Source organism: Streptomyces sp. NPDC127098 (assembly GCF_042722465.1).
In the GTDB taxonomy this organism is placed as follows: domain Bacteria; phylum Actinomycetota; class Actinomycetes; order Streptomycetales; family Streptomycetaceae; genus Streptomyces; species Streptomyces millisiae.
In genome coordinates, this window is the sequence record NZ_JBHXFJ010000017.1 from 23139 (window position 1) to 39146 (window position 16008).

Genomic DNA, 16008 nt, shown 5'->3' on the forward strand with positions numbered 1-16008 from the left:
AAGCATGCTGACGTCGCCGGGGACCCCTCCCCACCTCTCCGACCAGGGACTTCACAGGGGCATGAGGGCGATGACGGCTGTTCCGTCGCCGCCGAGGGACACCACGCGCACGCCGAAGCCCGCCATGACGGTGAGGGTCTGGCCCGCGGGGCCGATCCCGCCCCCGCCGCCGTAGTCGCTCCACGCGCTCACGTTCACGCTGGTCGGGGTGACCGCGGTCACCAGCACCTCGTCGACGCCGTAACGCCCGTCGAGCTGGATCCGCGTGCCCTCCGCGACGGTCACCTCGCAGGTGCCGTCGAAGCAGGCGTCCAGGCGCGAAAGTTCAGGGGGATCGGGGGATTCGACGGTCGAGGGGGGCGGCGAGCCCACGGAAGCGCTGGGCGATGCGGCGGGGGTCGGCAGCGGAGGCGCGGAGGGCGTCGGATCGGAGCCGGAGGTGGCGGCAGTGTCCTCGCGGGGCTCGGGAGAGCGGGCGGTCTCCTCGTTCCACGGCCCTCCCAGGAGGAGGGACAGAACACCCGACAACGCCGAGAGAACGGCCACCGCCCCGGTGCGGAGCAGCCGCCGTCGCACATCCGGTCGCCAGCCCAGCGGTAATCGGCCGCCGGCCGCGACGCGCTCCAGCACGCGCCGGGCTCCGGCGGCGTCCGGGCGCAGCTCGGGATCGGCGGCCAGCATGGCGGCGAGCATCCGCCGGGGCCGCCGGGGGATCCGGTCATCGATGACCACCCTTCCCTGCTCGGCCTGGCTCCGCGGGCTGTGCGACAGGCGCGGTGGCGTGCCCGCGACGAGCGTGTGAAACGTGGCGGCCAGGGAGAAGACGTCGGACCGCGGGCAGGGAGCGCTGTACCTGGCCACCTCCCGCGCCGCGAACTCCGGCGTGAAGCTGATCGTTCCGCCGTCCCCGCTCAGTGAGCACACCGAGTCGAAGTCGATGAGCTTGGCGTTCTCCTCGGCGGTGAGGACAACGTTGGAGGGCTTGACATCGCAGTGCACCAGCTGGACGGTGTGCAGCCGCACGAGCACGGCGGCGATCTGCGCGCACCAGCGGGCCGCCTGCTCCGGGGAGACGAGCCGCAGCTCCAGGCTCCCGCCCGGCACGTGCTCGATCACCTGCCAGAAGCCGGTGACCGGGCTCTCCTCCGTCCCGTACAGCTCGGCCACGTGGGGGTGGTCCTTCAGTTCCGCCATGGCCCGGCTCGCCGCCTTCAAGCGCCTGATGGCCCGCTCGTCGCGGCCCCGCTTGAGCACGACGTCTCTCGCCATCACGCGGTCGAAGGCCGTCCACACCTCGACGGCCGTATCACTTCCCGCGCCGAGCTTCTCCCTGAGTTCGTACCGGTCGAAGACCTCGTCCCCCTTGACCACATTCCCCTCGACCGCATCCCCCTCGACCGCATCCCCCTGGACCACAGGTTGCCGTTCCCCTCCCACGAGATGTCCGTTGGGTCCCAGGGTGCCGCAACCGCGCGCTCGGTGGTGCTGGATCAGGGCGGCTCGCGCCGACGCGCTGTCACACGGCGACGTCGGCCCGCGCGGGGTCCCGGCGGACCGCCCAGGCCGCGCGGAGCAGGGTGCCGGGGCGCATCAGGGTCTTCGCCGAGGACCGCATGTGCATCACGTCGAGGAAGCGGCGGTGTATCACCGGGTCGGTCACCGAGGCGCGGACGATGAGGTCGCTGAGGCGGGCGGCGACCGTGAAGCCGCGGGGGCGTGGGCCGGTGACGTGCGGCAGTTTCATGTCGTTGAGGGCGGACGTCTGCCAGGCGTCGTCCACGACGGTGCGGGCCTGTCTGAAGAAGGACCAGGCCGGGTCCCGTGGGGACTGCCCGGATTCGAGGTAGGTCGCCAGGCAGGAGGCGTGCGACGTGGCCGAGGACATGCCCTGGCCGTAGATGGGGTTGAACGAGGCCAGGGTGTCGCCGACCGCGACGAGGCCGGCGGGGAACCGGTCGAGCAGGTGGAAGTCGCGGCGTCGGTTGTCGGGGTGCCGGTAGGTCACCGGTTCGCCGATCGGCTCGCCGTCCTCGGCCAGTTGACGGAAGGGCGCCGCCGGGTCCTCCTTGCAGCGGAGCAGGAACTCCTCGACGCCGCGGCCCGGTCGGTCGGCCGCGTAGCCGGCGACCAGGACGACCCAGCGGTCGCCCTCGACCCGGCCGAGGGTGCCGAGCCGCAGGCGGCCGTCCGGCAGGTTCGCCAGGGACTGCGCCAGCGTGGCGTCGTGGGGTCCCGCGGGGCGGCGGAAGAGCGCGGTGGCGTAGCCGAGGTCCACCGGCATGCGCCGCATCCCCGGCTCAGGCCAGCCGCCCTCGCGCAGCCAGGTGCCGATCCGGCTGGCCCGGCCGGTGGCGTCGACCACCAGGTCGGCGGTCAGGACGTCCTCCGCGTCGGCGGCGTCCGCGTACCGCACCCCGCTCACCCGGTCGCCGGTGAACGCCAGGCCCCGCACGCGGCCGTTGACCAGCCGCACGTTGTCGAACGCCAGCACCCGGCGGCGGAGGTGTGCCTCCAGGAAGGGCCGGGTGGCGCTGACCATCTCGATGTCGCCCGTCAGCACCTTGCGTCTGCCGTCGAGGAAACAGTGCACGTCCGTCCCGGTGTCCGCGAGCGCGGCACCGGCGGCGACGAGTTCGGTGGCGAAGCCGGGGAGCCAGTGGTCGATCCTGCGGCGGCCCGCGTCGAGCAGCGCGTGCATCTGGGTGCCCTGCGGGACTCCGGGGCGGGGTTCCTGGTCGCCCCCGAAGTCGCCGGCGGGGGCGATGTCGTCGCGTTCGAGCACCACCACCTCGTCCGCGTGGTCACTCAGCACCCGGGCGGCCAGCAGCCCCGCGATACTGCCCCCGAGTACGGCGGCCCTACGCATCTGTACCTCCTGGTTCGGCAGCGGCGGGGATCATGGTGAACCGTCAGTCGTGACCTGAACCGACCATCCGCGCACCCGGTCTGTACATTTCTGGAGGTCCGCCCCCTACGAAGGAAGGGCCGTGCGATGAGCCTGCCGCCCAGGACCTCGCGGCCGCACGGGAGAGGGGCCGCCTCCCGTGCCCTGCGCGTCGCCCCCGGGCCGAGCCCGTCGCCCCTGGTCGGCGGCACGTCATCCGACGTCGACACCTGGCGGGGGATGCTGCGCGACTGCCTGATCGAGCTCGACGCGATCCCGATCGGCGGCACCGGGAACGGCGCCGGCTACACGGGCTGGCTCCGCCAACTCGACCTGGGCTGCCTCACGCTGACGGACGTCGGGACCGATCCGGTGCGCGTCGTGCGCACGCCCAGGATGCTCGCCGGGAACCAGGACGACTTCTTCCTTCTCTCGATCGCCCAGGAGGACAGCGCGTCGCTCAGCGGGAACGCGCTGTCCCGGCTGCGGCGCGGGGACGCGGTCCTGCTCGACAGCACGGCGCCCTTCCAGCTCAGCGCCAACGAGTTCGGCCACCACCTGGTGCTGACGCTGCCGCGCGCCGACGTGACGCGGGTGATGCCGGTCAGCGGCGAACACGTCGGTCGCCGCATCGCCGCCCAGAACCCGGTGTTGCGGGTGCTGCGCGCCACGATCGCCGAGGTGCACTCCGGCGGCGAGCGGTTCGATCCTGACCTGCTGCCCGAACTCGGGTACGTGCTGCGTGAGTTGGTCTTCTCCGTGCTGCGGTCCGACGAGTCGGGCGACCAGTCGGGGGTGAACGGGCTCCTCGGCCACCACGCCCAACTGCTGCGCATGCGGGACTTCGTGCGGCGGCATCTCGCCGAGCCCGACCTGTCCGCGAAGGTGGTGGCGGCGGCGTTCGGGGTCTCCGTGCGCTACGTCGAGCTGGTGTTCCGGGAGGGCGGCACGTCGCCGGCCAGGTACATCCGGCAGAGCCGCATGGAGGAGGCGCGCCGGAACCTGGCGAGCCCGCGGCGGAGGCAGCGCCCGATAGCCGCGATAGCCAGGTCCGTCGGGATCGAGAACCCGACCGTGTTCAGCCGGGTGTTCCGCGCCTTCTACGGCGTCACGCCCAGCGAGTACCGGCGGTCCCAGGCCGGGGAGCGGGGCGACGGGGAAACCCCGGTGCGGGAAGTGACGACTCCGCGTTCGTGAATCGTCGACAGCGGCGCGCCGGGCTCCAGCATCCTGGGCGCCGATGTCGTACGGGGTGTCACGACTGGTGCTCCGGTTGTCCACCGTTCAGGGGAATTTTCGACTTGCTGTCAGATTCACCGCATGACCCCGAGGCAGCCCCCACCGTGAGTGCGTCCGGCACCGGAAGGCGGGCGAGACGGGGCCGGGCCAGGCAGCGTGCCGGCCGGCGGCCCCTGCTCCGGGCGCGTGGGCGGCGGGGCCCCTGGTCGATCCGGGCCCGCGTTCTCGTGCTGGTGCTGATCCCGAGCCTGGCCCTGAGCGCGCTGTGGGGCACGTACACGATCGCCGGGTTCAACGAGGCGCTCGACCTGCGGCAGACCGTGCGCGACGTGGAGGCGGTCGGGGTCAACGGCGTGACCGCGATGGTGGCGCTCCAGGAGGAGCGTCGGCTGTCGATGAGCTACCTGGCCCATCCCGAGGCCGATCCGGGGCCGCTCCAGGAGCAGCGCGCGGACACCGACCAGAAGCTCGCGGCGATGAGCCAGGCCGCCGAGCCGGTGGTCGAGAACAACCCGCCCGCCCTCCAGGAGATCTTCGGGCAGATCAGCCAGGGCCTCGCGATGCTGCCCGACTTCCGGCAGCAGGTCGACGCGCGCGCGGTCGACCACGCCCAGGCGTTCGAGTTCTTCACCGGCGCCGTGAGCACCGGCATGACGTACTTCGAGGCCGAGGCCCGCCTGACCAACGACTCCGAGGCGCTCAACGAGGGGACGACCGCCGCGGCGATGTTCCGCGCGCTGGAGAGCCTGGCCCGGCAGAACGCGGTGCTGTCCACGGGCCTGTCGTCGCCCGACGGCATGTCGACCGCCGAGCAGCGGCAACTCACCGCGCTGGTCGGCGTGCAGCGGGAGCAGTGGGGGGTGGTGGCGCCGGCGCTGCGCGGAGCGCAGGCGGAGCGCCTCCAGGAGATCACCGCCGGGCCCGAGTGGTCGGTGCTGGTCGCCGCGGAGGACGCGGCCGTCGGGACCGGCGGGATCCCCGGCGACTTCGACGAGTGGCAGACCTCGATGCTCCAGGTCGCCGATAATCTCCAACAACTCACCCTGGACCAGGTGGACTTCGCGGTCGGCTTCGCCAACGACCGGGTCGACGACCTGATGACCTCGGTGGTCCTGACCAGCGTGGGGGCGCTGCTGGCCATCGCGTTGGCCGTGTTGATCTCCGTGCTGGTGTCCCGGGCGCTGATCCGTCGGCTCCGCGACCTCCGCGGCGCGACGCTGCGGCTGGCCGAGGAGCGGCTGCCCGACGTCATCACCCGCCTGCAGAAGGGCGACAAGGTCGAACTCGCCGAGGCGGTCCCCGAGATGGAGCAGGGCTCGGACGAGATCGGGCAGGTCGCCGGCGCGTTCGCCATCGCGCAGCGCATCGCCGTCCGCGCGGCGATCGAGCAGGCCGAGACGCGCGAGGGCATCAGCCGGGTGTTCCTCAACCTCGCGCAGCGCAGCCAGGGTCTCGTGCACCGCCAACTGGCCCTGCTCGACCGTCTCGAGCGGGACAACGAGGAGGATCCCGACCTGCTGGCCGAGCTGTTCCGGGTCGACCACCTCGCCACCCGGATGCGGCGCAACTCCGAGAACCTGTCCATCCTCGGCGGCGCGATGCCCGCCCGGCGCTGGCGCCGACCGGTGCGGTTGACCGAGATCCTGCGCGCGGCGGCCTCCCAGACCGAGGACTACTCCCGGGTCAAGCTGGCCGGGATCCCCGAGGTCACGCTCGCCGGACCGGTGGCCGGCGACATGATGCACCTGCTCTCCGAACTGGTCGAGAACGCGACGACGTTCTCCCCGCCGCACACCAGCGTGCAGATCCGCGCCGAGGTGGTGCCCAAGGGGCTCGGGATCGAGATCGAGGACCGGGGCATCGGCATGTCCGACGAGGTGCGCGAGGAGGCCAACCGCCTGCTGACGGCGGCGCCCGAGTTCAACGTCATGGGCTTCACGGAGGACACCCGGCTCGGCCTGTTCGTCGTGGCGCGGCTGGCGGCCCGCCACAACATCATGGTGACCCTGCGTCCCTCGCCCTACGGGGGGACCTCGGCCATCGTCCTGGCGCCGACGGAGCTGCTGAAGGACACCGAGCCCGACGCCCAGGCGCAGGCCGCCCAGGCCCAGGCCCGGGACCGCGTCGAGGCGATGGCCGGGGCGACGGCGCAGGCCCAGGCGCAGCTGCAGGCGCCGGTGCCCGCGCCGGAGAGCGCGCGGCCGGCGACGGGCGCGCCCGTCTGGGCGCGGGACGCCGGACAACACGCCCCGGTGCCGCCGTCCGCGGAGCCGACGCCGCCGCCGCGCCGCGTGGAGACGGTGGTGGCGCCGTCCCGCTGGGAGGAGCCGCGCATGCCCGACAACGTCGAGCCGATCCGCGACGGCCTCCAGCGCGGCGCGGCACGCCAGGAGCCGCCGAGGCGGACGCCGAAGCAGCTGCCGCGCCGGATCCGCCAGGCCAGCATGCAACCGGAGCTGCTGCGCCCCACGACCCCGATGCCCGACGCGGCGCCCGGTGAGCGGTCGGCCGAGGAGGCGCGCCGCCTGATGTCGACGTACCAGCGCCAGTCGTACCGGGGCCGCGTCGACGCGGAGCGGGAACGTGACGGCGGACAAGACGACGTGGCCGGTAACTGGCCGGCCGGAGAAGGGCAGTGGGACCCGCGATGACGCAGATGCCGAACCAGGCCACCGACCTCAACTGGATGCTGGACGACCTCGTCCGGCGGGTCCCCAGAACGCGGCACGTCCTCGTCCTGTCGGCCGACGGTCTGGTGATCGCCCACTCGCGCGACCTCGGCCGGGAGGACGCCGAGCACATCTCGGCGGTCGCCTCCGGGTTCCAGAGCCTGGCCAGGGGCTTCGGGTACCGCTTCGACGGCGGGCACGTGCGGCAGACGATCGTCGAACTGGAGAACCTCTTCCTGTTCGTGACCGGCGCGGGGCAGGGCGCCTGCCTCGCCATCCTCGGCGAGGACGACATCGACGTCGGCCTCGTCGCCTACGAGATGAACCTGCTCGTCAAGCGCGTCGGTGAGTACCTCGCCGCGGCGCCCCGGCACGCGGCAGCGGTCTCGCCCACGTCCCCCTGAGATGAGGCCCCATGTCCGGACCGGATGAATCATGGTGGGACGTGGACGCGGGTCCCATCGTGCGCTCGTTCGCGAGGACCGGCGGCCGGACCCGGCCGAGCCGGGACGAGTTCAACCTGATCACCCTGATCGTCGCCACCAACCCCGACACGGCACGCCCCGGTTACGAGCCGGAGCACGTCGCGATCCTGCGCATGTGCGCGGGCAGCCCGCTCTCCGTCGCCGAGATCTCCGCTCGGCTGGACATGACCGTGACAGTGACCAAGGTCCTGCTCGGAGACCTACTCGACATGGGGGCCATCCAGACCCGCGCACCGATCGCGCTGGCCGAGGCCCCCGACATCCAGCTTCTTCAGGCGGTACTCGATGGAATTCGCAGGCTCTGACGCGGGCTCCGCGTCGTACCCCGGTCATGGCGGTCTCCCGACGGCGGTCAAGATCCTGATCGCCGGCGGGTTCGGCGTCGGGAAGACCACGATGGTCGGCGCCGTCAGCGAGATCTCCCCGCTGCGGACCGAGGAGGTGATCACGAAGACGAGCGAGGGCGTGGACGACCTCAGCGGCGTCGAGGCCAAGACCACGACGACCGTGGCCATGGACTTCGGCCGGATCACGATCAGCCGCGACCTGGTGCTCTACCTCTTCGGCACGCCCGGGCAGAACCGTTTCTGGTTCATGTGGGACGAGTTGGCGCTCGGCGCGCTCGGCGCCATCGTGCTGGCCGACACCCGGCGGCTCGAGGACTCCTTCCCCGCCGTCGACTACTTCGAGCACCGCGGCACGTCGTTCGTCGTCGCGGTCAACCGCTTCCACGGCGCCTGCGACTACACCACCGAGGAGGTCCGCCTCGCGCTCGACCTCGACCCGCGGGTGCCGGTCGTGATGTGCGACGCGCGCTCCCGCGAGTCCGGCAAGCTCGCCCTGATCACCCTCCTCGAACACACCATGGCGCGGCGGATGACCGCCGCGCGCTGACCCCTCCCCTACCGGCGGCCGCCGGCCGTCGCCGGGCCGAAGGGGACGTCGCCGCGGAGCGTGACGCGGTGCATGACGCGTCGGAAGTCGCCGTAGTCGCGGTTGGCGTAGTGCAGGGTGGCGCGGTTGTCCCACATCGCGACGTCGCCGGCGCGCCAGCGGTGGCGGACGATGTGCTCCGGCTTGGTCAGGTGGGCGTACAGGAGGTCGAGGACACCGCGGCTCTCGGCCGCCGAGAGGCCGACGACGTGCGAGGTGAAGCCGGGGTTCACGAAGAGCCCCTTGCGGCCGGTCTCGGGGTGCACGCGCACCACCGGGTGTTCGACGGGGTCGAGGCCGCGGTAGCGCTCGCCGTCCCACTCGTTGCCCTCGCCACCACGGCGTTGCGCCAGGTAGTAGCCGAACTCGCGGCTGCCGTCGTGCACGGCGGTGAGCTGGTCGGCCAGGTCCCGCACCGGCGCGGAGAGCGACTCGTAGGCGAGTTGGCTGTCGGCCCAGCTGGTGTCACCGCCGGTGGGCGGCACCTGGACGGCACGCAGGATCGAGCCGAGCGGGGGGCGGTGCACGAAGGTGACGTCGGTGTGCCAGACGTCGGCGAAGCCGTTGTCGGCGGCGTCGAGCGCGTAGATCTCGGGGTGGTCCTCGTCGATCCCCGGCACCACCGGGTGGGAGGCGGTCAGTTCGCCGAGGCGGCGGCCGAGCGCCACCTGGCTGTCCGGGTCGAGGCGCTGGCCGGGGAAGAACAGCACCTTGTGCTCGACGAGCGCGGCGCGGACCGCGACGAGTTGGGCGTCGGTCGCGGTGGTCAGGTCGAGGTCGTCGATCCGGGCGCCGAAGCCGGGGCCGAGGACGTTCAGGCCCAGCGCGAGGGGCGTGGTGTCGGTGCTGGTCATCTCGGTCTCCTCCGTGGGTGGTGGTACGGGTCGCTCAGGCGGCGGCGCGGACCGCGGCGCCCGTCTCGGCGCGCAGGGCCGCGTACTCCGGCAGGCCGCGCAGGTCGTCGGGGTCGAGGCCGGTGCGCGGCAGGTCGACGGGCAGGTCCAGGGTGATCACGCCGGGACGGCGGCTCAGCACGACGATCCGCGTCGCGAGGAACACCGCCTCGTCGACGCTGTGCGTGACGAAGACGGACGTGGACCCGGTCTCGTGGCCCACCCGCCGCACGTCCTCCTGGAGTCGCTCCCTGGTCAGCGCGTCGAGCGCGGCGAACGGCTCGTCGAGCAGCAGGAGGTCACGGTCGCCGGCGAGCGCGCGGGCCATGGCCACCCGCTGCTGCTGTCCCCCGGAGATCTCCCAGACCCGGCGACCCGCCGTGCCCGACAGGCCCACCCGGTCCAGGAGTTCGGCGACGCGGGCGGGCCGCTCGGCGCGCGGCACGCCCGCGTAGCGCAGCGCGAGGCCGACGTTGTCGCCGACGGTGTGCCAGGGGAAGAGCCGCGGCTGCTGGAAGACCACGCCGGACTGGCGCCCCGGCTCGGGAACCTCGCCGCGCACGGTGACCGTGCCGGAGGTGGGTCGGTCGAAGCCGGCGATCAGCCGCAGCAGGGTGCTCTTGCCGCAGCCCGAGGGGCCGACCAGCACCAGGAACTCGCCCGCCGGCACATCGAGCGAGATCGGTCCGAGCGCCCGCACGGCGGACGCGCCGCGCCCGTACACGTGCGCCACGTCGCGGACCGAGACGGCCGCCACGGTGGCGGTGCCGGCGGCCCCGGCGTCAGGAACCGTCGACATCGGCCAATCCCTCCGCGTGGACGGCCTCCTGGAACACCGCGAGGTCGGGGGCGCTCTCGATCTGGTGCTGCTCGGCGAGGAACTCGGCGGCGTCGTGCAGGTTCACCGCCACGTCCCCGATCTCCTCCGGCGTGCCGAGCCACTGGGGGCTCGACTGGTCGGCGGGCCGGAGGAACACGCCCTGTGCGAGCTGGGCGGCCGCGGCGTCGGCGTCGATGCCGAGTTGCCGGCCGACGGCCTCGGCGGCCGCGGCGGGGTTGTCGTGGATGAGGTCGAGCGCGCGGGCCTGGACCTCCCGCCAGGCGGCGATGACCTCGGGGTGTTCCTCGACGATGGCGGTGGACGCGACGCCGAGGTCGAGCGTCGGCTTGCCGGCGGCCGCGACCTCCTCGCTGGTGGTGAGGGTCCGGCCGGTCTCCCTCAGTTCGTCGAGCGTGGGCAGCCAGACGTAGCTGGCGTCGATGTCGCCCCGCGTCCAGGCCGCGACGATGTCCTGCGGCTCCAGGTCGACGATGTCGACGGACGCCGCGTCGAGACCCGCCTGTTCGAGCGCGGCGAGCAGGCTGTAGTGGGACGTCGAGGCGAACGGGACGCCCACCGTGCGGCCTTCGAGGTCGGCCACCGACCCGATGCCCGCGTCCTCGCGCGCCACCAGCGCCTCGTTCTCGCCGGCGACGTCGAGCACCCAGGCGACCTGGTACGGGATGTCCAACGGCGCCGAGAGGCCGCGCGCGACGGGGCTTGAGCCTATCGCCGCCAGGTCGACCGACTCAGCGACGAACGCGGTGTTGATGGTGGCGCCGGAGTCGAACCGCGTCCACTCGATGTCCCATTCGGGCAGCGCCTCCTCCAGCCAGCCCTGGTCCCTGACGATCAGGTCGCCGCTGGGGAACGCCTGGTAGGCCAGGCGGAGGGTCCGGTCGCCGGCCCCCGACCCGCCGCCCCCGTCCGAGCCGCAGGCGCTCAGGGTGAGGGAGAAGGCGAGGGCGAGGGTGAGGGCGGCGGCGCGGGTGGCGCGCGGGGATCCGGGCATGGGGGGTTCCTTCTCTCGCGGTGGACGGGTGGGGCGGCGGCGTCGTTCTGGCGGGGGCATGGCGCGGGGGCATGGCGCCGGGCGCGGCCTCAGGTACGGCCACGCCACGGCGCGAGACGGCGTTCGAGGAGCCGCAGGCCGCTGTCGATGAGGAGGCCGGAGACGCCGATGGCGAAGAGCCCGAGGATGACGACGTCGGACTGGTTGTAGCGCTGCGCGTCACGGACCATGCCCCCGATGCCGGGCAGCCCGTTGACGGTCTCGGCGGCGACCACCGAGGAGTAGGCGATGCCCACCGCGAGCCGCACGCCGGTGAGGATCTCCGGCAGCGCGGCGGGCAGCACGACCGAACGGATCACCTGCCGGCGCCCGGCGCCGATGGCCTGCGCCGCCTCCACCAGCGCGATCGGCGCCGAGGCGGTGGCGGCGGCCGTGGCCACCGCGACCGGCGGCATGGCGGCGATGGCCAGCAGCCAGATCTTGGGGGACTCGTCGATGCCGAACCAGATGACGAGCAGGCTGAAGTAGGCGAGCGGCGGCAGCGTCCGCAGGAACGCCACCCAGGGCTCGACGACCACCCGCACCCAGCCGAGCGTCCCCATGAGGAGCCCGACGGCCAGGCCGACGCCCACGCCGATCAGCGAGCCGACGGCGATCCGGCGCAGGCTGACGCCCAGGTGCTCGACCAGGTAGTGGCCCTGGTAGCCGCGGACGCCGTCGTTCTCCGTCGACGTCCGCACCAGCGCGTCGACGACGTCGGCGGGCGACGGCACCAGCACCGGCGGCCACAGCTCCAACCCGACGACGGTCTGCCAGGCGCCGAGCAGGACGGCCAGCGCCAGCAGCCGCAGCCCGACGCGGCGCAGCGGGCCGGCGACAGCCTTCCGACGGCGTCCTTCGACGGCGGGAGGGGGGTCCGCGGCGGACGCGGGGGCGGATTTCCTGCGTGCTCGGGCGAGCGAGGGCATGGTGCGCTCCGGTGGGGACGGCACGAGCCGACAGCACGACAGCCGAACGCGGCGCGCGGGCACGCGGGAACGGGAGGGGGTGCCGGTCTCGTGGGAAGGACGCTCTCGGCAGGGTCCGTCGTCAGGACCGAGCTGCCGCGGAAGGGGATCCGGTCGGGATCAGGGCGTCAGGCGCAACAGGAGGCGCTGGTGGACCGGCGGAGATCGATGTGCCGACGAGCCACGCGGAAGGTAAGCACGCGGCATTTTTACACGTCGTCCAGACGCCGCCAAGGGGGCGGAACCCGGTCCGGCGCCGGTTCAGCCGCTGAGCGTCCTGGAGGGCGGCTGACCGTACCGCTCGCGGTAGTAGGCGGCGAACCGCCCCAGGTTGGAGAAGCCCCAGCGGTAGGCGATGTCGGAGACGGTGGCCGAGCCGTCCCGGCCGGCGGCGAGCAGGTCCTGGTGGGCGCGCCTGAGGCGGACCTCGCGGAGGTAGCCGAGCGGGGTGGTGTCCAGGTGCTGGCGGAACGCCTCCTGGAGGGCGCGCGGGCTGACCCGGGCCGCCGCCGCCAGGTCGGCCAGCGTGTGCGGCTCGTCGGCCCGCTCCTCGACCAGGGCCATCGCGCGGCGCACGGCCGCGTGGCCGACGACGCCGGTGCGCCGGATGTCCGCGCCGTTCGGGACGATCAGCCGCTGGGTCCCGACGAGCAGGGCCGCCGTCGTCTGCGTCAACTGCGCGGCGACGAGCGGGTTGTCGCCCGCGATGCCCTCGCCGAGGATCTCGCGGCGCACCGCGCCCGATATGCCGGCCCACGTCCTGGCGGCCCGCGGCGACACGGCGCCGCCGAGCGCGAACCTGGCCGGCACCGGCTCCTCGAGACCCAGCGCGTCGGCCACGGCCCGCTCCACGTCCTCGCGGGCCAGCCGCACGGTGAACATCCGTGCGCCGGGCGACCAACGCACCTGGAACGGGCGGTGCGCGTCCAGTACGTAGGTCCCGCCGGCGCCGACGTGGCACTCCTCGCGCCCGGGCGAACTCACCGTCACCCAGCCGTGGGTGACCTCGCACATCAGCAGGTAGGTGCCGAGCGGCTGCGGCCTGATCAGCGTCTCCGCGTTCAACCGCGGCGACCCGTACCGCAGGTCGGAGAGCGTGACCCCGGGGAACCCACCCTCGGCGTACCAGGCGGAGAACTCCCGCGCGTCGCCCAGGCATTCCAACTGGTAGGGGCTGTACGCGCGGCTGATGATGTCCCGGGTCTCCTCCAGGTCGCCGGTGTCGACGAGCGTCGTCAGCCTGCTGAGGTCACCGGGTACGGCACTGAGCCGTGCCATCAGGAACGTCTCCCTCGTCTCCGCGTTTTCCGGCCGAGCACCGCGTTCGGCGGGTAGTCGACCGGTGACTCCACGGTTAGCGTCGCACATGTCCGAGGTCCCGGTGCCGACTCTCCCAAGTCGGTCTCGGGATCTGACCATCGGACAGGGACCGTCCTGCGTTCACGGGGGAAGTTCAGGGCGGTTCGCGGGGGAATCAGGGGGAAACCAAGGGGGAACAGGACCCCGTCACGCGACCGAGCGTGGGCGGGGTCCACACCTGTGCGCGGCCAGCGACGGGGTCATCAGCCCGGTCGGCGATGTTCGTCCACTGCGGGCGCCCCCGCGGGAGGTCTTGCCGGGCGGGGGATTCTGCCCTTGAATCCCGAGGCGCGAGCATCGGACGCGGCAAGGGGAGGACTGGATCGTGCGAACACGGATACGCATGGCGGTGGTCGGAGCGGCCGCGGCGGTCGGGGTAGCGACGGCCGGGGGGACCGCCGAGGCGCTGGACTACTACCAGCTCCACAGCCACTACCCGACGCACGAGGAGTGCGTGGCGGTGGGCGAGGAGTACCTGTGGCCCAACAACCCGGGGGGCGCCGACGCCTACGAGTGCCGGGAGAACGCCCCGGGTTGGGACCTCTGGCTGATCTTCGCGACCTGACGCCGGGCGGCCGGGCGGCGGCGCGCGTCTCAGGCGACGCTGCCCAGCCACAGGGTGTCGCGCGCGCGGGTGACGGCGACATAGAGCTGGCGCAGGGACAACTCGACGTGTTCGCCGACCAGTTCCTCGGGCAGGCCGGCGGCGTGGTGGAGGGTGGCGTCGTGTTCCGGTAGGAACACGTGCTTGAACTCAAGACCCTTGGCCCGGCGGTAGCTGCCCAGCTTCACGGCGTTCACCGGGTTGCCGTCGTACTGTTCGAGGGTGCGGACCGGGATGCCCTGCCGGTCGAGCAGGCGCTGGTAGTGGTCGAGGGCTCGCCGGGTCGGGCAGAGCACCGCGGCGTCGCCCCAGTGGTCCGGGGCGGACCGGGCGGTGAGTGCCTGGACCAGGGCGTGGTCGTGCGCCTCGCGGGTGGGGTGCGTGGCGCGGGTGACCTGGCCGCCGTGGTGGACGAGTTCGATGTCGCGACGGCCGGGGGTGCGGACGCCGTCGATGTCCTCGAAGGGGTGGTCGGCGACGAGCGCGAGGCCCGCCTCGATGATCTCGCGGGTGTTGCGGTAGTTGGTGCGCAGCACCTGTCCGCGGTCGCCGCGCACGTCGACGCCGGCGTCCGCGAGGCGGAAGCCGCCCGGGTAGACGGCCTGTTGGCCGTCGCCGATGAGCAGCAGGCCGTTGCGGCGGTCGCCCACCAGGGCGTGCAGGAGCCGGACGCCGACCAGGGTCAGGTCCTGCACCTCGTCGGCGATCACCGCGTCGTAGGGGCCGGGTTCCTGACGCGAGGGCGAGGTGGCCTCGCGGAGCGCGAGGGTGAGGATGTCGTTGAAGTCGTGTACTCCGCGCTCGACGCGCAGCCGTTCGTACTCCTGGTAGAGGGCCCAGACGGCCTCGCGCTGGGCCCTGGCCAGCCGCGCCCGGCCGCGCCGTGACACGGTCAGGTACTCGGCGAGCGTGGTGAGGCCCCGCCCCTTGATGACGTAGTCGATCTCCTCGCGCCAGTAGCGGGAGTCGGGGGCGACGGCGCCGAGCGGCCCCTCTCTTCCGGTCCGCTTCCAGGCGAGGCTGAACGCGGTCAGCGCCTTGTCGCCGTGCAACTGGGTGGTCACGCCACGGTCGTTGAGGTACTTCTGCGCGAAGCCGTGCAGGCTGTGGAACTCCACCCGGTCCGCCACCGCGGGGGCCATGGCGCGCAGGAACGTGGCCTGCACCCGGGGCAGGTTCTTGGCGAAGGTGACATAGAGGACCCGGCCCGGGACGCGGCGCGCGAGGTGGGCGGCCCGGTGCAGTCCGACGACGGTCTTGCCGGTGCCGGCGGGGCCGCTGATCCTGGCGGCGCCCGACCAGTCGCGGCGGACCAGGGCGACCTGTTCGGGGTGCAGGAAGGTCATCCACTGCTCGATCGGCCCCTGGCGGGCCGCGTCGAGGGCCGCCTCGTGCAGGCGTTCGGGCTCGAAGAGGCCGTCGGAGGCCGGGGGCCGGGGCGAGGCGCGGGGGGCGGCCGGGGGTTCGTCGGCGGGTTGGCCGTACTCGGGGAAGGCGTCCGCGAGGTGGTCGGCGACGGCGCGGACCGCGGCCGGGAGCAGCCGGCGGCGCTCGGCGGTGAGCGCGCGGCCGACCTCGTACTCGCCGAGCAACCGCACGCGGCCCGCGGTGGCCGACACCCGGTGCCCGGCGAAGACCATGACGGGGTGGACGGCCACGGGTGACATGCCGAGGGCGGTCACGGCACGCTCGGTGGCCCGGGTCACGGCGAGCAGCTTGGCCACCTCGCGCGGCAGCCGCGGGTCGTCCCGGCCCTCGGGCGCCCGGGCCCAGTTCTTGACGTCGATGACGTACACGCCGCCCGGGCCGACCAGCAGCATGTCCACGTTGGCCGCCGCGGTGCCCGGCCAGCGGCGGTCCATCAGCAGCCGCCAGCCGCGTTCGGCCAGCACCAGCAGCTGGGCGGCGACCAGCCGTTCCCCCTCGCTCGCGGCCTCCCACCGCGCGGCGCGCCGGCGTGCCTCCTGCCACTGCTCGCGCAGCAGTCGTTCCTGCCGCCGAGCCTCCTGGGCCCTGCGCGACGCCGAGTCCCCCGCGGCCATCCTCATACCCCCTCGTACGCGGAGTGATGATCATAGGACGGAGTGCCACGTCACGGGAGGG

At 73.2% G+C, this 16008-nt stretch carries 14 protein-coding genes; 6 read left to right on the forward strand and 8 right to left on the reverse strand.

The genetic code is table 11. The features are described 5' to 3' along the window. Positions 1 to 51: 51 nt before the first annotated feature. Both ACFWI8_RS13585 and ACFWI8_RS13590 read right to left on the reverse strand, forming a co-directional pair. Positions 52 to 1416: a protein kinase gene (locus ACFWI8_RS13585; protein WP_387089883.1), complete on the reverse strand. Its 1365-nt coding sequence runs from the start codon at positions 1414 to 1416 to the stop codon at positions 52 to 54. Between the two features lie 100 nt (positions 1417 to 1516). Beyond that, a complete protein-coding gene (locus ACFWI8_RS13590) occupies positions 1517 to 2866 on the reverse strand; it encodes an FAD-dependent oxidoreductase (RefSeq protein WP_387089886.1) in 1350 nt (449 codons plus the stop codon). Between the two features lie 126 nt (positions 2867 to 2992). On the opposite strand from ACFWI8_RS13590, the gene ACFWI8_RS13595 reads away from it, so the two are divergent. From ACFWI8_RS13595 to ACFWI8_RS13615, 5 genes are all read left to right on the forward strand, one after another. Then, positions 2993 to 4081 carry a helix-turn-helix domain-containing protein gene (locus tag ACFWI8_RS13595; RefSeq protein WP_387089889.1) on the forward strand — a complete coding sequence of 363 codons (1089 nt, stop codon included), beginning with the start codon at positions 2993 to 2995 and terminating at the stop codon, positions 4079 to 4081. Positions 4082 to 4356: 275 nt separating this feature from the next. Beyond that, entirely contained in the window at positions 4357 to 6774 is a 2418-nt protein-coding gene (locus ACFWI8_RS13600) for a nitrate- and nitrite sensing domain-containing protein (protein WP_387089891.1), read from the forward strand. Beyond that, complete coding sequence (locus ACFWI8_RS13605) at positions 6771 to 7196, forward strand: roadblock/LC7 domain-containing protein (RefSeq protein WP_387089894.1); 426 nt, start codon at positions 6771 to 6773, stop codon at positions 7194 to 7196. The genes ACFWI8_RS13600 and ACFWI8_RS13605 overlap by 4 nt, the downstream gene beginning before the upstream one ends. An 11-nt stretch (positions 7197 to 7207) precedes the next feature. Next, positions 7208 to 7582 (forward strand): DUF742 domain-containing protein, encoded by a 375-nt coding sequence (locus ACFWI8_RS13610; protein WP_311596423.1) that lies wholly within the window; start codon positions 7208 to 7210, stop codon positions 7580 to 7582. After that, positions 7563 to 8171 carry an ATP/GTP-binding protein gene (locus ACFWI8_RS13615; protein ID WP_387089897.1) on the forward strand — a complete coding sequence of 203 codons (609 nt, stop codon included), beginning with the start codon at positions 7563 to 7565 and terminating at the stop codon, positions 8169 to 8171. Before ACFWI8_RS13610 ends, ACFWI8_RS13615 begins: the two co-directional genes overlap by 20 nt. Before the next feature lie 8 nt (positions 8172 to 8179). On the opposite strand, the gene ACFWI8_RS13620 is transcribed toward ACFWI8_RS13615, so the two are convergent. The 5 genes from ACFWI8_RS13620 to ACFWI8_RS13640 form a co-directional block, all read right to left on the reverse strand. Then, complete coding sequence (locus tag ACFWI8_RS13620; RefSeq protein ID WP_387089900.1) at positions 8180 to 9064, reverse strand: TauD/TfdA dioxygenase family protein; 885 nt, start codon at positions 9062 to 9064, stop codon at positions 8180 to 8182. Between the two features lie 34 nt (positions 9065 to 9098). Next, positions 9099 to 9902 carry an ABC transporter ATP-binding protein gene (locus ACFWI8_RS13625; protein WP_387089903.1) on the reverse strand — a complete coding sequence of 268 codons (804 nt, stop codon included), beginning with the start codon at positions 9900 to 9902 and terminating at the stop codon, positions 9099 to 9101. After that, complete coding sequence (locus tag ACFWI8_RS13630; RefSeq protein WP_387089907.1) at positions 9886 to 10935, reverse strand: ABC transporter substrate-binding protein; 1050 nt, start codon at positions 10933 to 10935, stop codon at positions 9886 to 9888. The genes ACFWI8_RS13625 and ACFWI8_RS13630 overlap by 17 nt, the downstream gene beginning before the upstream one ends. 89 nt (positions 10936 to 11024) lie before the next feature. Further along, positions 11025 to 11903, reverse strand: coding sequence for an ABC transporter permease (locus ACFWI8_RS13635; RefSeq protein WP_387090122.1), 879 nt, complete (start codon positions 11901 to 11903; stop codon positions 11025 to 11027). A gap of 300 nt (positions 11904 to 12203) precedes the next feature. Further along, positions 12204 to 13220, reverse strand: a complete 1017-nt coding sequence (locus ACFWI8_RS13640; RefSeq protein WP_387089910.1) for an AraC family transcriptional regulator — start codon at positions 13218 to 13220, stop codon at positions 12204 to 12206. A 406-nt stretch (positions 13221 to 13626) separates the two neighbouring features. Here ACFWI8_RS13640 and ACFWI8_RS13645 point away from each other — a divergent pair, with 406 nt between their 5' ends. Beyond that, the gene (locus tag ACFWI8_RS13645) at positions 13627 to 13866 is read left to right on the forward strand and encodes a hypothetical protein (protein WP_387089913.1); all 240 of its coding nucleotides are present in this window, start codon (positions 13627 to 13629) and stop codon (positions 13864 to 13866) included. Positions 13867 to 13895: 29 nt separating this feature from the next. Here ACFWI8_RS13645 and ACFWI8_RS13650 read toward each other — a convergent pair whose 3' ends face one another. Further along, positions 13896 to 15947, reverse strand: coding sequence for a UvrD-helicase domain-containing protein (locus ACFWI8_RS13650; RefSeq protein WP_387089916.1), 2052 nt, complete (start codon positions 15945 to 15947; stop codon positions 13896 to 13898). Positions 15948 to 16008: the final 61 nt, after the last annotated feature.

What these genes read in the sequence shown, in the direction of transcription:
- ACFWI8_RS13590 (WP_387089886.1), bottom strand. Translation starts at nt 2,866, where the DNA reads ATGCGTAGGGCCGCCGTACTCGGGGGCAGTATCGCGGGGCTGCTGGCC.
- ACFWI8_RS13595 (WP_387089889.1), top strand. Translation starts at nt 2,993, where the DNA reads ATGAGCCTGCCGCCCAGGACCTCGCGGCCGCACGGGAGAGGGGCCGCC.
- ACFWI8_RS13605 (WP_387089894.1), top strand. Translation starts at nt 6,771, where the DNA reads ATGACGCAGATGCCGAACCAGGCCACCGACCTCAACTGGATGCTGGAC.
- ACFWI8_RS13610 (WP_311596423.1), top strand. Translation starts at nt 7,208, where the DNA reads ATGTCCGGACCGGATGAATCATGGTGGGACGTGGACGCGGGTCCCATC.
- ACFWI8_RS13615 (WP_387089897.1), top strand. Translation starts at nt 7,563, where the DNA reads ATGGAATTCGCAGGCTCTGACGCGGGCTCCGCGTCGTACCCCGGTCAT.
- ACFWI8_RS13620 (WP_387089900.1), bottom strand. Translation starts at nt 9,064, where the DNA reads ATGACCAGCACCGACACCACGCCCCTCGCGCTGGGCCTGAACGTCCTC.
- ACFWI8_RS13625 (WP_387089903.1), bottom strand. Translation starts at nt 9,902, where the DNA reads ATGTCGACGGTTCCTGACGCCGGGGCCGCCGGCACCGCCACCGTGGCG.
- ACFWI8_RS13630 (WP_387089907.1), bottom strand. Translation starts at nt 10,935, where the DNA reads ATGCCCGGATCCCCGCGCGCCACCCGCGCCGCCGCCCTCACCCTCGCC.
- ACFWI8_RS13635 (WP_387090122.1), bottom strand. Translation starts at nt 11,903, where the DNA reads ATGCCCTCGCTCGCCCGAGCACGCAGGAAATCCGCCCCCGCGTCCGCC.
- ACFWI8_RS13640 (WP_387089910.1), bottom strand. Translation starts at nt 13,220, where the DNA reads ATGGCACGGCTCAGTGCCGTACCCGGTGACCTCAGCAGGCTGACGACG.
- ACFWI8_RS13650 (WP_387089916.1), bottom strand. Translation starts at nt 15,947, where the DNA reads ATGGCCGCGGGGGACTCGGCGTCGCGCAGGGCCCAGGAGGCTCGGCGG.